This window comes from Legionella antarctica (assembly GCF_011764505.1).
In the GTDB taxonomy this organism is placed as follows: Bacteria; Pseudomonadota; Gammaproteobacteria; order Legionellales; family Legionellaceae; genus Legionella; species Legionella antarctica.
The window spans coordinates 2528678-2544804 of record NZ_AP022839.1; the positions used below are offsets into that span (position 1 = coordinate 2528678).

Below are 16127 nucleotides of genomic sequence, written 5' to 3' on the forward strand. Positions count from 1 at the left end.
CATCACGGATAATGTTGAATTCAAGCTGGAAACGTATTACTCACCATCTTTGAAAAAAACCTTTATTGCGCCGATTCCTGGCGAATATAAGGGCAGTGAATTTGGTCCTGGGGTTAAAGCGCTGGTCATCACATTATACCGTGATGCAGGGATGACGGAGAGCGCCATTGAGCGCTTTTTAAAAACATGTGGTATTCAAATATCACATGGTAAAATTGCTTCCATGCTGACAGAAGGCAATGATATTTTTCATCAGGAAAAAGAAGATATTGTCGATGCCGGTAGCAACGCAGGCTTGTACCAGCAGATGGATGACACAGGCAGTCGTGTTAACGGCAAAAATCACTACACCCATGTTTTATGTAATGACTTTTTTACAGCATACTTCACTCGTCGTAAAAAAGATCGCTTGACCTTATTGGAGTTGCTGTGTCGAGACCAATTAAAGTTTATGTTTAATCAGGAGGCTTATGAGTTAATGGATGAGTTTGGTCTCGCAAAAAAATGGTTGGATCAAATTAAACCAATGCTGCATGCACAACCCCTCACACGTGAATCAATCGATAGTTTGATGGGAACACTTTTTCCAAATCCAAAAAAACACAGCACGAATCGACGCATAATTCTTGAGTCAGCAGCTCTTGCCTATTATCAGCACTCGAAATACTTCATCCATTATTTAATGACAGATGATGCGCCTCAGTTTAATAAATTGGCCCTACATCATGCGCTGTGCTGGATCCATGAAGGTCGTCATTATAAAAAACTCACTCCATTCTCAGATATGAATCAGAATATATTGGCTGTATTTCTTGAGCAATTATGGGATTTCTACCATGCATTATTGACTTACAAGACGGCTCCATCTCAATCAATGGCCCAACAACTATCAATGCAATTTGATACTTTGTTCGCAACCACGACAGGCTATGATGTTTTAGATCAACGCATTGCAAAGACACGTGCTAAAAAACAAGCGTTATTATTGGTGTTAGACCATCCATTTCTGCCATTGCACAACAATGCCTCTGAATTAGGGACACGGTTTCAAGCAAGGATACGCGACATCAATCTCCAAACGGTCTCCCAAAATGGCACCAAATCAAAGGATACGTTTGCCACGATTGTACAGACGGCCAGAAAACTGAAAGTTAACGTTTATCAGTATATTTACGATAGGGTGACTAAAAAATTTGAAATGCCATCATTGGCTGAATTAATCTTACTTAAAGTGCGGCAGGTTCCATGCACCACATAAGCATCTCGAGATAATTCCGCTTGCTGACGCGCGCGGCTCGGATTAGTCCGGGCTCAGTGGCAGACACTTACCCGGCGATTCTGACAGGATACATAAAATCGATTTAAAATTAACCATAAGATAAATAACCATGAGTAAATTAAGGGTAAATTATGGGCAAAGTAATTCTTATTCATGCTAATTGTCATAATCCAGCTGCAAAAGGTGATTTTGCTTTTGCTGGTAACATGGCAAAGGATCTTGTTCGTGAATTAAACAAACAAGGTATCAATGATATTGATGTCATTTTAGTGAGCTCACTAGACGGAATACCTCGATTTAAAAGTATGTATGGCAATCCGGTGGACGGGCGTGTATCCATTGAGGGTACGAGCGTAGGACTTTCTTCCTTGGAAGAGTTTGATGCCGTTGAAAATACAGTGGTTTCTTTTGTTGACGCAAATCGTTGTAAACATTCTTCATCTGATATTATAAAACGTGTTATTTCTCCAGACACAAAATTCCAATTTATTGGAAATGTGAATCAAAACGCCTTTTCCAATCTATTCACGCAATCTCTTTATCGTATGCAAGCGAAACAGCAACAACTTGGCCTTTATGATGCTTTTGATGATGAGGACATGCAAATCGGAAGTGCGGGTCTTGGTCAGGATAGATTAGGTATACCTTCGATTACTAAATCAGAAGATTTGCCTACCCTTTCACTTGTTGAACAGTCACAGGTTCCACAAGGTGAATATGGATTTATGTACATTGCTGCAGTAAATTCATCCAAAGATTATAAATTAATTGCGCAATACATTAAATTAAGCGGTAAAGATACCTATACTCTGGTAGGCCAGTTTACAACGAAGCAAACTGAAATTCGTTACGCATTCGATCATGATTTGACGCTAATTACCTCCAAGGCATTTCCTAAAATTGATTACCATCAATCCTTACCTTATGGAGTGATGCGTCAAACGGTAGCAAATTCGTCAAGCATATTGGTTATGTCAACGGGCGTAACCAGCACTCTTGAAGCGATGCAGGACAAAAAACTGCCTTATTATCAAGATATGGATAACAATACTGAATTTGTGGCAGCCTATCTCATTGCAGTGAAGTCAATGGTTTTAAGTGACACTACATTATTTAGTGCATTGCCCGATATGATTATTGAATTGTCGAAACTTCTTTTTGCTAATAAGCCACTAAGCCGTATGGATATGGAGCGTACCAATGATTTGCTCGAGCTCCATTCAGTAAGCTCAAGATTAGTAACTACAAACCAGTCTATTATAGATCAGGCCAGTGGAAAAATTGCACCTAAATTACTTGGTTTCTTAGGTGAATCAAGAAAGACTAAAGATCCGGTGCAACTTGCTACCGTGTGTGCCTCTTTACGTAAATCAGTTGAAATGGGAAGCCCAGTGCATGACCAAGCCTTAAGAAGAGCTGCTACATGGGGACGTTTATTTGAACTTAAAGTATTGATTAAATCCATGTCCGTGTCTGATTTGGATAAAGTGGATCCTAATTATGGTCGTGCAGCACTCCACTGGGCTGTTGGGAACAAAAACTTTGATTGTGCGCGTGCATTGATTAGATCGGGTGCTTCTATAGATCTGCAGGATACAAACGGGCAAACTCCATTACACAAAGCTGTAAAAAATGGGGATAAGCCTATGATTAAAATGCTTATCGAAGCTGGTGCTTCTGTTGATATTCCAGATAACAGTAAAAGCAGCCCTAAAGATTGTGCTCCTGACAGTGGTCTCTTGTTATTTATCAATGATTGCCATTCACATCTGAATTCAAACATCATATAACATACCGGATAATTAACATCCTTAAGGTAATCTATTAACTATGTTGAGTGTGCCTACAGGCAGCTCAATATAGTTATTTTCCCAGTAACTTTTGAAATGCTAATTTTAAACGCTCCAAATATTGGTTATAAAACATGGTTGTGTTTTCTCTAACATCGCGCTGGAACCGACCTTCTGCCATGATCGGTGCAGATGGATAATAATAGGATTATTTTGGATGGACAAAGGTAATAAAGACTACATTGACGCCTCTTTATTCTAATGATTCTTAAGGGTGATCTTGCCCCGGAAAATCGGACACTTTGCTAAGCGACAATTTTAGCTTCAAAGAACTCCGGCGTTTTGTAACCGATCGTCGAATGAAGTCGTTTTCGATTGTAGTATATTTCAATATATTCGAACACATGATTTTTAGTAAGGGCTCTTGTTGTTAGTTTTTCTCCATGAATAGCCTCAACCTTGAAACTATGATTCCAGCTTTCCATTGCAGCATTGTCAAAACAATCGCCACGCTTACTCATGCTGCATGTTAGTCCATGAAAGGCAAGAAGCTTTTGATACTCATGGGAACAGTATTGGCTACCACGATCCGAGTGAAGAATAAGCCCTGGTGGTGGTTTACGACGCCATAAAGTCATTTGTAATGCATCGATAACCAATTTGGCACTCATACGCTCTGATATAGACCAGCCAACGACCATGCGCGAATACAGGTCCATCACAACAGCAAGGTAGAGCCAACCCTCATCAGTCCACACATACGTAATGTCGCTCACCCATTTTTCATTTGGTTTTTGAGCTGAAAAATCTTGTTCCAATCGATTCGGCGAAACAGGCAATTGATGATTACTATTTGTTGTTGCTTTATATTTTTTCGCAGCCCGAGCACGCCAACCGTGTTGTTTCATAATGCTAGCAACACGGTGGCGACCAGCTGGCTCTCCCTCAGCGTTTAATCGCTTAGTAATTCGAGGAGCTCCTGGGCGTGATTTCTCGTCATCAAAAATAGCCTTGATTTTACAGGCTAACTTTATATTTTCCTTTTGGCGTAAAGAGGGTTCTCGATTTAGCCAGCTGTAGTAACCACTGACAGACACTCTTAATAAACGGCACATGAGCATCACTGGAAATTTATTCGATTGGTCCTTAATCATGGCGTACCTCACTTTGATTCCTTGGCAAAGTACGCCGCCGCTTTTTTTAAAAAGGCATTTTCCTCTGCTAATCGAGCAACCTCTCGTTTTAATCGGGATACTTCTGCTTGTTGTAACTTTTGATTCTCAATGGAGTCACCGCCTTGTTTCTGTTGAGTTCTCCAGTAATACAACATGGATTCTTTTAAGCCAAGATCTTTCGCTACTTGTGGTATGCCATCTTTAACCGCTCGTTCAAGAGCTTGATCTTTAAATTGAGGGCTATATTTTTTACGTACTATTTTTTTATCTGACTCATTATTGCTCATTGTTCACCTCTGCTTTAGGAGTTTACTCCCTTAGCTAGGTGTCCGACAAATCAGGGCAAGATCAACAGTTAAAATCAAATAAAACCACCAGCCTAAAGATAATAGTTTCGGATATAGCAAACAAATCAGTAAGCCTGAAACGAAATAAACTGATTTAATTAACGCTATATCCAGTATTGAAAATTTTTGAAGTTTTGATTCTAAATAGCTTTCAGCCGTCATAATGTTCTCCTTTAAATGAAAATCCTAAAGTCTAGGCTTATTAGTCTAATGTGTTCTATCATGACTACAGCAGCTAATTGGAATTACAAAAAATCATGACACAATCTTTATTTAATAGTGTAGCAGTCATTTCCATGTTATTGGGTATCTGGTTTTTGTTTCATAAAAAAATTCGGAATTCAGTAATATGGGGTGCTACAGTAACTCCTTTGGCATCCATCATTGGTAGTGGATTTTTAGTTTCTGCACCAATACTTATTCTAGCAACGGGCCGTTGGGCATCGTTAGTAATGATATTAGTTGTTTGTATTGCTTATGGTTTGGGAGCTTGCCTTAGATTTAATATTAAAAATATTGAACCGGTTTTAGGCAATTTAGTTACCTATCCTTGGCTTAATCGAATTGAAGCTATATCCCGACCTTGTCTTGGAATAGCTTATGTTATTTCTGTGGCATTTTACTTAAAACTATTATCGGCATTTGCTTTACGCGGTTTAGGTTTAGATAATCTTATATATGAAAAAAGTATTACAACATTAATCTTGTTTTTTATTGGAATCGTGGGGAAACTCCGTGGATTACATAGTCTTGTATTTTTTGAAACTTATGCAGTTAATCTAAAATTAGCGATTATATTTTCTATTATTGTCTGCTTTGCCTTATACAACAGTGAATTACTGACTCAAGGAACATGGATCATAAAACAATATCCTAATGAAACGTGGTGGATGGGATGTCGCAAGGTGATGGGTATGTTAATTATTATCCAAGGCTTTGAAACCTCACGATATATTGGGCTAGGTTTCAGCGAAACCATTCGGATTAAAACAATGCGTTATGCCCAATGGATTTCTGGTGTTATCTATATTTTGTTTGTAGCATTGGCTATGGTTGTTTTCACTGATATTCATCAAATTAGTGAAACTTCCATAATTGATATATGTCGTATTGTGGCACCTGTATTAGCACCTATGTTAATTATTGCTGCAATTATGAGTCAATTTAGTGCTGCAATTGCAGATACTTTAGGCAGTGGGGGATTACTTGTTGAGGCAACTCACAAAAAGATAACTGTAAATAACAGTTATCTTTTGATTACCATGTTAGCAATAGTATTAACCTGGCTTACTAATATATATGAAATTTTAACGTTGGCATCAAAAGCATTTGCTGTTTATTACGCCTTTCAAATTGTATTAACACTTATCTCTCTTGAACACTTTAAACCTCAGAAAAATTATTTGATAAATAGAGTGTTTTATAGTTGTCTTTTATTGTTAATGCTCGCCATTCTTACTTTTGGCATTCCAAGTGGATAAAAATTCCCTTATTAAAAATATCACTTGGATAAGTATAGTCCTTTTCTCGTATTATTTTTTTGGTCTATGACTTTTGGAACAAATTTAAAGATCTTCTGCGTCACTGAAGATTTATCTGCAGTGACGCAGAAAAATCACCTTGATTTTGCCGCTAAAATCAACACATTTCAGCATTTTGTCCGATCCCGCCAATCGGGATTGGACAAAATTCTTTCCAAAACACCTTGCGAAGCAAGCACTGCTTTGCTAATTTGGAATCAAGCATGACTGAAGAGCTGGTGAAAATCCGGCGAAACGTCAACCGACGTCTTATGCTAAGCCACTTCATTCCCTAACTCTGTGGCTGGACGTTCAGTCGGGAAAATCATCTAGGAATCTCTGTCATCCGACAGGGCAACTCCCTCGGGAGTTTAAGTCAATTTATTTCAATTTGACCATGGACTTGTATGACAAGAGCCATTGTCTTGTCGTTTTTATTAATCATCAAAACAAGGAGGAAATAACCACCCAAAAAACTGTGGTAAATTGGCGAGATCGTTTGCCTTATAACGATTGATTTGCCCCCTACTTCGAGCTTTATGGCTTTGGCCAGGTTTCATCTTTGAGTGAACCGCTCGTTCAACACTAAACCAAAGACAGGGCAAATAATTTTTTATCGGATGAGATGATGAGAAAATACAACTCGATAGTGTCGCTAAGCTCGTGATTGATTTTAGCCATCCATGGCTGAAATCGACTCGCAAACGCGACAAGTATGCCTCCGGCGGCCCTGGCCGTCCTGTGTCCGCTTGTTTTTTCACCCCATTCGGGGTTCAAAAACAACGCTACCCCAATGACTGACGCCTTTTCGGATGCCTTATATTTTGCCTGCGGCAAAACATCCGGCTCTAAGGCTACCAGGGACTACCAGCCTCGCTCGTTCCTCGCTTCCTTGGCTGGCAGCGTAAGACAAACTGCCAATCAATATTTAAAGCTCGGCAATCAAGGCAGCTACAAAATCAAAAAACAACGAGCATACGTCATTCGTAAAATGATTGATGATCTCTATACCATTGGTGATGTTCCATCCTCCTGGAAAAATATCCAATCACATCATATTCACCAACTGGTAGCCCATTGGAAAAATAGTAAACTACGTTCCAGCACGTTTATGAATCATATGACTATCGTCAGACATTACCTGCTCAGCATAGACTGCCCCATTCCCAATATCGACAATAAATCGCTGCAACTTAGCAAAACCTGCAAAAAACGCAAAAGAAAACTCAAAATACAGCACAACCATTGGCAATCTTGGGATAATCCAATCCCCCGTCTCATCATGGCATTACAAACTGAATTTGGTCTTACCTTTCAAGAAGCCATTTATATAAAACCAGAAATTAACATACAAGCAGACAGTATTTGGATAACCAGAAACATCGCCTTTAACTCCTTAGACAGGACAATTCCTATCAGATTTGAAACGCAAAAATCCATTCTGGTTGAAATCAAAAAGATGACTAATGGTAAGTCTATTGCTGAATTTAACGATTATGAAGACACCAGAATTGCTTGGCGAAAAGCTTTAAAAAAACATGCTCTACCGATTAATAAAGCCTACCGCTACCTATACGCAAAACAGATGGGTCAGTATCTTTTGCCCCTATTAGGAAAATATGAAACCTACTGGGTTATTCGCAGCGAAATGGGCATCAAATCCCGTGATTCTTTATGGAGGTATCTCAATGAGTAAGTCTAAACTTAAAAATGCTCAGTATTCCATCAATGAATGCATTAAGAAAATCCAAAACTACTCTCACGCCAGCAGAGCGGATATGAAACACATGCTGAATCGCTGCATCAAAGATCTGCATGAACTTGGCTACATGGTCACGCACATAAAAGGATTAAAGCCAAAGCACATACACATCTTGGTTGAGCATTGGAAAAACCAAAATAAGAACCCTGCAACGATTAAAAATTACATGTCTAAATTGCGTAAAGTGGCATCAGTGCTGAACACACCTGGATTGGTTAAATCAGGTAATGACAGCTATCAAATAAGTAAACGAAATTATATACCCCAATATAATAAAGCAATCAATAACGTCGATTTTTCAAAATGCCCAGATCCGATGATCCGCCTATCCCTCGAAGCCCAATCCCTCTTTGGCCTTCGTCGTGAGGAATCCATGAAGATAGTACTCAGTGATGCCTGGCAGGGAAATAAATTGGTCATAAAGCCTAGCTGGACAAAGGGAGGGATCGGGCGCGATATAAAATTAACCAACGAGCAACAACGGCAATGGTTGCTTAATGCCATAAAACAAGTTCCTGAAGGGCAATCTCTCATTCCAAAAGAAAAGTCCTACAAAAATCATTTGGCTCAATATCAGGAGGTCATTACAAAAATGGGGCTAAGCAAATGTCATGGACTTCGCCATGCTTATGCCCAGCGAAGATATCATGAAATAACAAAGTCCTATGACAAAACTGGTCAAGGTCTTATATGCCCAATACAAGGGGGTAAAACTTATAAGGAGCTTAATCCTCTTGAAAAATATTGGGATAGGACTGCAAGAGAAATAATTACCCAGTCCCTTGGACATTCGAGATTGAGTATTACCAAGGTCTATTTGGGTTAATTAATAAGTAGTATAATCACGGTTAAATCGGCAGTAAATTAGGATTACTGAAATGTATCAACTCATACGCTTATCATCCAATCATGACGAACAAAGCCACCTAATCGAAGAAAAGGTTATAACATCATGGGAAGGAAAATATGGAAAGATTCATAAAAGAATCAACTTAAAATTAAACATATTAATTGCTCTGTCTGTTGTAAAATTAATTAGAGGCTATCCGGAAAATACCACTTTTATTCAAGAGCCCTATACTGAGATAATGAGCTCACAATAATAATAGCAGAAATGGAACGAAAATCTTATCGAACTGATTTAACAGACAAGCAATGGCAATTAATTAAGCCCCATTTACCACCAGAGAAAGATCGGGGAAGACCACGAACAACAGATTTACGTGAAGTGGAGAATGCACTACTCTCTATGTTACGCACCGGGTGTCAATGGGATATGATCCCAGAAGGATTTCCTCCTAAATCAACGATAAACGATTACTTCAACTCATGGAAAAGAAATGGAACCCTAGATGAAATAAACAGAGTTTTGCGCCAGGATGTACGCAAAAAAGCCGGACGTAACCGCTTACCAAGCGCTTCAATTATTGATAGTCAAACCAGTAAAACAGCTTCTGTTGCTGAGTCTTCTGGCTATGATGGAGGCAAGAAAACCAAAGGTCGAAAGCGCCATATTGCCGTTGATGTTATAGGTTTGCTTCTTTGTGTTGTTGTACACTCAGCAGCAATTGATGAACGCAGTGGTGCAAAGTTGCTTATGCTACGCGTTAAACAAAGGTTCCCAACACTATTAAAGGTTTGGGCTGATGGCGGTTATACTGGCAGCAAACTACAAAACTGGTTTTCATCAGTATGCCAGTGCATTCTAGAAATAGTTAAAAGACCTCGTAAAAAATTCCAAATAGTGAAATGGAGATGGATTGTTGAGCGCTCTTTTGGCTGGCTAAATTGGCACAGACGGCTTAGCAAAGATTACGAATATTATGAGGATAGCGCTGAAGCATGGATTAAGCTTGCTTTCATTAATGTAATGATTCATCGGCTCCAGCCTGGATAAACAGAATAAATTAGTGGGGCTTTCGATGAAAAATATAAGCTCCGAGGGTTAGGTATGTTTACTGACTGAATCTGTTTTAATTTTTTGCAAAAAAATTATGAAGCAGGTAAATTTTAGTATTATTTAAACCAGACGCATGTTTAAATATAGACCAAACATGACTGGTTCGGGCTATGCCTCCGATTTTTCGGATAGCCTCTTAAAAGATGCACCTATTTTGATATTAGATGAAGCCACAAGTTCCTTGGATACTTTAACAGAAAAATTGATACAGGAGTCATTACAAATAGCCATGAATAACCGGACTGTTATCGTGATTGCCCATAGACTATCAACAATTTTAGCTATGGATAAAATTCTAGTTATGGAGAATGGCAAAATTATTGAAATGGGCAATCACCAACAGTTAATCAATGCAGGAGGCTTTTATAAAACATTATGGGATGCTCAAAGCGGACATAGTTTTATTTAACTACCATTAAAAAGATTCCTTGCTTGTTTATTTAATCGAATCATAATCCGTATAAATTTCATGCAAAACCCCTTTTACGTCAGTACCTTTAATTGGCCAACATAAGGTTTTCCATAATGCCCATCCTAGAGCACGTAACCAGGTATCATTATCCAGTTGAACTGCATTTTTAAATACTGCCCGTTCTTCACTGGAAAAAAAATTCCACGCCATCACCAAATCACACGCAGGATCACCAACAGCAAGTTGACCGAAATCGATAATAGCGCACAGCTTTCCATTACGAACTAAAATATTGCCAATGGCTATGTCTCCGTGAACCCAAACAGGTTCTAAACGCCATTCAGAAGAGAGTGCCTGTTGCCATAATGATGCTGCAAGGTTTTGTTCATGAGAGCCTTCAATTTTAGGAATTGCAAGTTGCATTTCATGTTCATAGGCCTTTAACGAACCACCTCGATGAAAATTATGTGCGCCTGCCAGAGGCCCACCAGTAGCATCTAAAGATTGAAATTCTTTTAAACACTGACCTAATGTTTCCGCAAAATATTTTATATCATGAATATTCTGTCTTGAAGCAGACTCTCCTTCAATCCAACGATTAATACTCCAATGACATGGATAATCTGGTGATGGTTTTCCAAGTGCCATCGGTTGCGTAATTTGAAATGAGAGTTGTTTAGTAATATAGGCGCGGTTTTCTGGACACAAAAAAAGGTTTTTTAAGAGCTATTCTTCTTAATACAAAGAGGAGAATAAAATGTCTAAAAAGCGAGCTTATTATACGGCGGCCAAGAAGGCAAAAATAACGCTAGCTGCGATTGAGGGGAAACTCACACAAGCGCAAATTACCAGTGAATACGGTGTTCACGCAACGCAGGTAAAAACTTGGAAGCAATCGGCCATCAAAGCCATTAACGATTTATTCTCTGGGGCTAATGAAAAAGAAGCCAAGTCCCAAGAGCAGCTTGTTGAGGCATTATATCAAGAAATTGGTCGACTTCAAGCGCAGCTATCTTGGCTAAAAAAAAAGCATGAACTTTAGTCTGGATGAAAAGCGCGTCATGATTGATCCTCTTGCCGAGCTCACCATTCGTGAACAATGCTTGCTATTAGACTTGCCTGTTTCAAGTTATTATTATAGTGCCAAGCCCATTTCTGTCGAAGATGAAGCGCTTATGGCGCTACTTGATGAGCACTATCTGCAGTATCCATGTGAAGGTAAAATTAAGCGGGCAAGATGGCTGTCAAAAGAAGTAGGCTATCCTGTTGGTAAACGTCGAGTAAAAAAGTTGATGGAAATGATGGGGTTATCGACTGTTTACCCAAAGCCAAATACAAGCGTTCCCAATAAGGAGCATGAGGTGTTCCCTTATTTATTAAAAGAGGTGGATATCACCAAACCAAATCAGGTTTGGGCCGCAGATATCACCTACATCCGCATGAAAGGAAAGCATGTGTATTTAGTAGCTATTATGGACTGGTATAGTCGTTATGTGATTGGATGGGCTATTTCACCTACTATGGAGGCTGAATTTTGTATTGAGGCGCTTAGAAACGCTTTGCTGCATTCGCGTTGTGAGATCTTTAACACGGATCAGGGTTCTCAATTTACCTCAAAAGATTGGATAAATACGCTAAAATCTCACCACATTTCTATCAGCATGGATGGGCGAGGACGTTATTTAGATAATATATTTATCGAGCGATTGTGGCGTAGTGTTAAGCAAGAAAAAATCTACCGGTATGATTTTGATACAATTGAAGAGGTTGAGCTGGCCTTAACGGAGTATTTTGAGTATTATAATAACCGAAGGCTTCACCAGTCCTTTAATTATTTAACGCCCGCAGAGGTGTATTATGGCCGGAAAAGACCATAAACCCTAAATGAGAGCGTCATGACTTACCCACAAGGCCCACAGGCCTATACGAGAAAGTGAAGCTCTCCTGACCTGTGGACTTGTGGATAAGTCATTCTGATAGAGTTGTGGTAAAATGACCTAAGACAATTCGTAGTAGCAATCACTATTCATACGGTATTGAGTAGGTTTAAATAGGTTAATTTGAGTGAATTTTTAACTATAAATGATGGATGAATAGCTCTTATTTTTCCTTAATTTTGTTCCAGACATGCGGACCCATATCATAGAGAGCCATGGCAACCATTTATATTCTTTATTTATTTGTGGCTCATACTCCAAATCGCTAGGCAAACGAATCACCATTTCTTCACCTAGATGAAATGTTCGATTATCCCAACCACTTTGAGCAACTGGGTGAATTGGTAGTGACTGCCATTGTGGAAATTGCTCAGCAATCAGCTTTTGAGCTAAGTTTGTGTCAATTTTTACTTTATCCATTAAGGACTCTTTATTGTATATTTCTATTGAGCTATCTTAACACATATCCAAAAGGTGCATAAAAAGCACTCATCATACCGAGGCAAACATGATTGTAATAAAAAAGCTGGGCGAATTGCATGTAGATGAATTGTCATCCTATCTCAACCATTATCAAGAAACGACCATGTTCATTAGAAACAATCTATACCACTCGGGAATTACCTATCAAAATGCACCATTTCACGGAGAATATTACGGTTCCTTTGAAAACAACCAACTGAATGGCGTTTTAGCGCATTACTGGAATCGTAATGTGATGATGCAAGCTGAAAATTTTTCTGCATTATCAGCATTGGTAGAGGAATTTGAACTTAATAGAACAAGACCCATTGCTGGAGTACTTGGCGAAGACACCCAAGCCGGTTTTGTCATTGATAAGCTAAATTTAGAAACGTCCCTATTTGCCATTAATTATCAGGAAAAACTATTCTTACTTGATCTTGAAAAAATGACTATACCCCAAGCAGTTCATTCATATAGCTGCACACTAAAACCAGTGCAAGAATGTGACATTCACATCATCAAAGAATGGCTTATCGCTTATCATATTGAAGCACTTGGGGACGATGCTGATAATCCCACACTTGAGCAATCTATTGTTGATGAGATTCAAGATACACAGCTTAGCCAAAATCGATGGGTTTTATTTGTAAATAACACCCCTGTTTCTCTATGTGGGTTTAATGCCAATCTCCCTGATATTGTACAGCTGGGTCCCGTTTATACTCCTCCTTCATTAAGAAATAGAGGTTTTGCCAGAATTGCTGTGTACCTTTGCCTAAAACAAGCTACAGACCGACAAGTCAAAAGAGCCATTTTGTTCACTAATGATAATTCCGCCATATGCGCATACCAATCCCTTGGTTTTCATCAAATTGGAAAATACCGATTAGCACTGTTAAAATAATGTGCTTATTGGAGGTAAGATGTATGGTTGATCTTGAAATCGTTAGTTTATTGTCGTTAATTTTTCTAGGTATAGTATGTGGTTATATTGCCGGAAGATATCGTAAACGGGTAGCTGAAAATTGCGGTGAATCTCGAGTCAGACACTCGTTAGCAAAGTATTGCCAAAACAAAGATGCTCATGTTCTGAGCAATATTACTTTACGTTTAGAGGATGGTTCCACTACTCAAATTGATCATATTCTAATTACAAAAAAAGGCATATTCGTTATAGAAACAAAGCACTACAAGGGATGGATATTTGCTATAGAAAAATCAAGATTTTGGTCTCAATCCCTCTATTACGATAAATTCAGATTTCAAAATCCCATACACCAGAATTATAAACACGTTAAAGCCATACAAAAGACTCTTGATTTTATAGAACCACAACATATCCATAATATCGTAGTTTTTAGTGGCGCAGCCGTGTTTAAAAGTGCCAAACCTCATAATGTTTTTTATTTAGAAGAATTAATCCCTGCAATCGAGCAATACTCCGATGGTGCTTTAAGTTTAAACCGTGTTCAGTTTTGCGTTGGGCGATTAGAGTATATGCGCCTGGCATTAACACAAGAAACTGATATTGAGCATCAGGCATATTTAACACAACGGTTTGGCAATTATTGAAGCTAACCCAGACAAAGTCATCATGGGGAAAAGAATAAATTATTTACCAGGGCATTACTAAAATTTATCGTAGAAGAGAAAATAAAACAGCATGATACAATACTCAATTAAATACCTATTGAGTCAGAAATGATCGCATTACGAGAACCCTCCGCCCAAGATGAAACTGTATTTGTTTCTACAATGAAAAATAGCAGCGATTTTCATTTTCCTTTTATAACCGCACCCTGCACTTCTGAAGAGTTCCAGACTTATTTGAATAAGAGCAAACAAGAAAGCGAACAGTATTATTTGGCTTGGAATGATGACCAACAGATTATCGGTGTCTTTAATATTAGTGGCATTATGCGAGGTGTATTTAAAAGTGCTTATTTAGGGTATTACGCCGCTGAGGAGTATGCTGGGAAAGGATTAATGAGCGAGGCACTAAAATTAGTTCTGCAAGAAATATTCACAACTTTAGATCTCCATCGAATTGAAGCCAATATCCAGCCAACAAATACTGCGTCGATACAATTGGCAACGAAAAACGGCTTTATCAAAGAAGGGTTCTCACCCCGTTATTTGAAAATCAATGGCATCTGGCAGGATCATTTTCGTTTTGCTCTAACCTTTGAAGATTGGTTAGCAAACCAGTAGCAGGAAACAATGTAATAAATCTATCGGGTTATATCTGAACTCCTAAAAATGAATTATTATTCATACAGTATCAATAATATTCAAGATAAAATTCACCCTCTCAAAAACCGCCCACAAAGGAATATCTATTAATTGATATCCCAATTCTGCATACGCCTGTCTAAATCATTTTCAAATACCTGAGCCGCATCAAAAGTTAGCGTTCGCTCCTCATCATTAATATAAATCTGTTCCCATGCCGGAGCAAAAAACACTGTTGGATTATATCGATTAGTATGGCTAGCTTTTAGCTCAGAACCAATGTCTAAATTAAAACATTTACTATAAGCAATCAGATCAGGAAGACCTCTATCAAAAAATACCAAATCAAATTTGGGAGCGCTCTCATAATCATAAAGCATCCTTGATAACATCAACTCTTTAAACAAAAAGGGATTCTTATCATAAACACCTTCACCATCAATGAGTCGTTGCTGTAATAAAACTCGCCTGGCAGGCTCATCAACGATGGGAAAACCCCGCTTTGATAATTCAGCCAACATTGCAGTTTTACCGCTACCTGGCGAGCCAGTTAATATGTAAAGTTGGTTCATTATTTCCTCTTAAAAATATTTTATATCTAATACATTAAAGTTAATCATGATTCAATTACGTTCATTTAATATCAACAGAAAAAAATTCTTGATTTCCAATACTGGCTTGCTAATCTGGAAGCAACACAACTGACGAGCCAGTGTAACTCTGACGAAACCTATAGGTCTTGTGATATGCCATCTTGTTCCCTAACTCCATGGCAGAGCGTTTAGCAGGGAAACCACTTCAAGAGATGTTTTTACGGCTTTACGCCCGAGGAGTGCTTTAAGCACATCATCATTAATAATTAGGTAAATCAACCGATGTTTCGGTGATCTTTTTTGCATAACCCAATTGGGATGAATTGTCCCTTTGGGGCTAATCCTCCCTATTTCTAAGGAGTCTACCATGCAACAGCAGGAACCAGTACAACTTGAGATTGAACATTTGCTCTTTGAGCTGAATTGTTGTGTGAATGAATTAAGTCGTCATCGACTGCAAATTAATCCCTATGACCTTCAGCATGCAGAATTAAGTTTGCATAAATTGGAGTCTCTGATTTCCTTTGTCAAACAGTTCGACACTCAACGAATTGCTTGTTAATTGAATCAACTAAGCCTTATCCGCATAACAGCAAACCACCTGCCTATGCGGATGTTTTCCTGTTATGCACTCACATTTAATAATAACAGGAGA

General features: G+C 38.5%; 17 protein-coding genes and 1 pseudogene. 13 read left to right on the forward strand and 5 right to left on the reverse strand.

Annotated elements, in window-relative coordinates; genetic code table 11:
- The first annotated feature begins 49 nt into the window (after nucleotides 1-49).
- Entirely contained in the window at nucleotides 50-1258 is a 1209-nt protein-coding gene (locus tag HRS36_RS12015) for an IS66 family transposase (RefSeq protein WP_173237485.1), read from the forward strand.
- 152 nt (nucleotides 1259-1410) lie between these two features.
- Nucleotides 1411-3069: a Dot/Icm T4SS effector AnkY/LegA9 gene (gene ankY / locus HRS36_RS12020; RefSeq protein WP_173237486.1), complete on the forward strand. Its 1659-nt coding sequence runs from the start codon at nucleotides 1411-1413 to the stop codon at nucleotides 3067-3069.
- Nucleotides 3070-3374: 305 nt separating this feature from the next.
- On the opposite strand, the gene HRS36_RS12025 is transcribed toward ankY, so the two are convergent.
- Nucleotides 3375-4531, reverse strand: a protein-coding gene (locus HRS36_RS12025) for an IS3 family transposase (RefSeq protein WP_173237487.1) whose coding sequence is annotated in 2 segments (ribosomal slippage) — nucleotides 3375-4261 and nucleotides 4261-4531 — 1158 coding nt in all. Because the reading frame shifts where the segments join, the coding sequence is not laid out codon by codon here.
- 30 nt (nucleotides 4532-4561) lie between these two features.
- Nucleotides 4562-4753, reverse strand: coding sequence for a hypothetical protein (locus tag HRS36_RS12030; protein ID WP_173237488.1), 192 nt, complete (start codon nucleotides 4751-4753; stop codon nucleotides 4562-4564).
- 77 nt (nucleotides 4754-4830) lie between these two features.
- Between HRS36_RS12030 and HRS36_RS12035 the strand changes: the two genes are divergently transcribed.
- From HRS36_RS12035 to HRS36_RS12055, 5 genes and pseudogenes are all read left to right on the forward strand, one after another.
- On the forward strand, nucleotides 4831-6072 hold the full coding sequence (locus HRS36_RS12035; RefSeq protein ID WP_173237489.1) for a hypothetical protein: 1242 nt from the start codon (nucleotides 4831-4833) through the stop codon (nucleotides 6070-6072).
- 832 nt (nucleotides 6073-6904) lie between these two features.
- On the forward strand, nucleotides 6905-7807 hold the full coding sequence (locus HRS36_RS12040) for a phage integrase N-terminal domain-containing protein (protein WP_226905460.1): 903 nt from the start codon (nucleotides 6905-6907) through the stop codon (nucleotides 7805-7807).
- Nucleotides 7800-8699, forward strand: coding sequence for a phage integrase N-terminal domain-containing protein (locus HRS36_RS12045; protein ID WP_173237490.1), 900 nt, complete (start codon nucleotides 7800-7802; stop codon nucleotides 8697-8699). The genes HRS36_RS12040 and HRS36_RS12045 overlap by 8 nt, the downstream gene beginning before the upstream one ends.
- Nucleotides 8700-8987: 288 nt before the next feature.
- On the forward strand, nucleotides 8988-9770 hold the full coding sequence (locus tag HRS36_RS12050; RefSeq protein WP_173237491.1) for an IS5 family transposase: 783 nt from the start codon (nucleotides 8988-8990) through the stop codon (nucleotides 9768-9770).
- Between the two features lie 193 nt (nucleotides 9771-9963).
- A pseudogene (locus tag HRS36_RS12055) lies at nucleotides 9964-10242 on the forward strand (ABC transporter ATP-binding protein); the annotation flags it as partial.
- Between the two features lie 27 nt (nucleotides 10243-10269).
- Here the strand turns inward: HRS36_RS12055 and HRS36_RS12060 are convergent.
- Nucleotides 10270-10893: an aminoglycoside phosphotransferase family protein gene (locus HRS36_RS12060; RefSeq protein ID WP_226905461.1), complete on the reverse strand. Its 624-nt coding sequence runs from the start codon at nucleotides 10891-10893 to the stop codon at nucleotides 10270-10272.
- 109 nt (nucleotides 10894-11002) lie between these two features.
- On the opposite strand from HRS36_RS12060, the gene HRS36_RS12065 reads away from it, so the two are divergent.
- Together HRS36_RS12065 and HRS36_RS12070 are read left to right on the forward strand one after the other, a co-directional pair.
- The gene (locus tag HRS36_RS12065; protein ID WP_173235475.1) at nucleotides 11003-11287 is read left to right on the forward strand and encodes a transposase; all 285 of its coding nucleotides are present in this window, start codon (nucleotides 11003-11005) and stop codon (nucleotides 11285-11287) included.
- Complete coding sequence (locus HRS36_RS12070) at nucleotides 11277-12122, forward strand: IS3 family transposase (protein WP_173235473.1); 846 nt, start codon at nucleotides 11277-11279, stop codon at nucleotides 12120-12122. Before HRS36_RS12065 ends, HRS36_RS12070 begins: the two co-directional genes overlap by 11 nt.
- A gap of 195 nt (nucleotides 12123-12317) precedes the next feature.
- Here the strand turns inward: HRS36_RS12070 and HRS36_RS12075 are convergent, their stop codons facing one another.
- Nucleotides 12318-12602, reverse strand: a complete 285-nt coding sequence (locus tag HRS36_RS12075; protein ID WP_226905462.1) for a hypothetical protein — start codon at nucleotides 12600-12602, stop codon at nucleotides 12318-12320.
- Nucleotides 12603-12690: 88 nt separating this feature from the next.
- Between HRS36_RS12075 and HRS36_RS12080 the strand changes: the two genes are divergently transcribed.
- The 3 genes from HRS36_RS12080 (at nucleotide 12691) to HRS36_RS12090 (ending at nucleotide 14858) form a co-directional block, all read left to right on the forward strand.
- Nucleotides 12691-13551: a GNAT family N-acetyltransferase gene (locus HRS36_RS12080; RefSeq protein ID WP_173237492.1), complete on the forward strand. Its 861-nt coding sequence runs from the start codon at nucleotides 12691-12693 to the stop codon at nucleotides 13549-13551.
- A 23-nt stretch (nucleotides 13552-13574) separates the two neighbouring features.
- Nucleotides 13575-14219 carry a nuclease-related domain-containing protein gene (locus HRS36_RS12085; protein ID WP_173237493.1) on the forward strand — a complete coding sequence of 215 codons (645 nt, stop codon included), beginning with the start codon at nucleotides 13575-13577 and terminating at the stop codon, nucleotides 14217-14219.
- 129 nt (nucleotides 14220-14348) lie between these two features.
- Nucleotides 14349-14858: a GNAT family N-acetyltransferase gene (locus tag HRS36_RS12090; protein ID WP_173237494.1), complete on the forward strand. Its 510-nt coding sequence runs from the start codon at nucleotides 14349-14351 to the stop codon at nucleotides 14856-14858.
- Between the two features lie 128 nt (nucleotides 14859-14986).
- Here HRS36_RS12090 and HRS36_RS12095 read toward each other — a convergent pair whose 3' ends face one another.
- Nucleotides 14987-15451, reverse strand: coding sequence for an AAA family ATPase (locus HRS36_RS12095; RefSeq protein WP_173237495.1), 465 nt, complete (start codon nucleotides 15449-15451; stop codon nucleotides 14987-14989).
- Nucleotides 15452-15839: 388 nt separating this feature from the next.
- Here HRS36_RS12095 and HRS36_RS12100 point away from each other — a divergent pair, with 388 nt between their 5' ends.
- Nucleotides 15840-16034: a hypothetical protein gene (locus HRS36_RS12100; RefSeq protein ID WP_173237496.1), complete on the forward strand. Its 195-nt coding sequence runs from the start codon at nucleotides 15840-15842 to the stop codon at nucleotides 16032-16034.
- The last annotated feature ends 93 nt before the right edge of the window (nucleotides 16035-16127 follow it).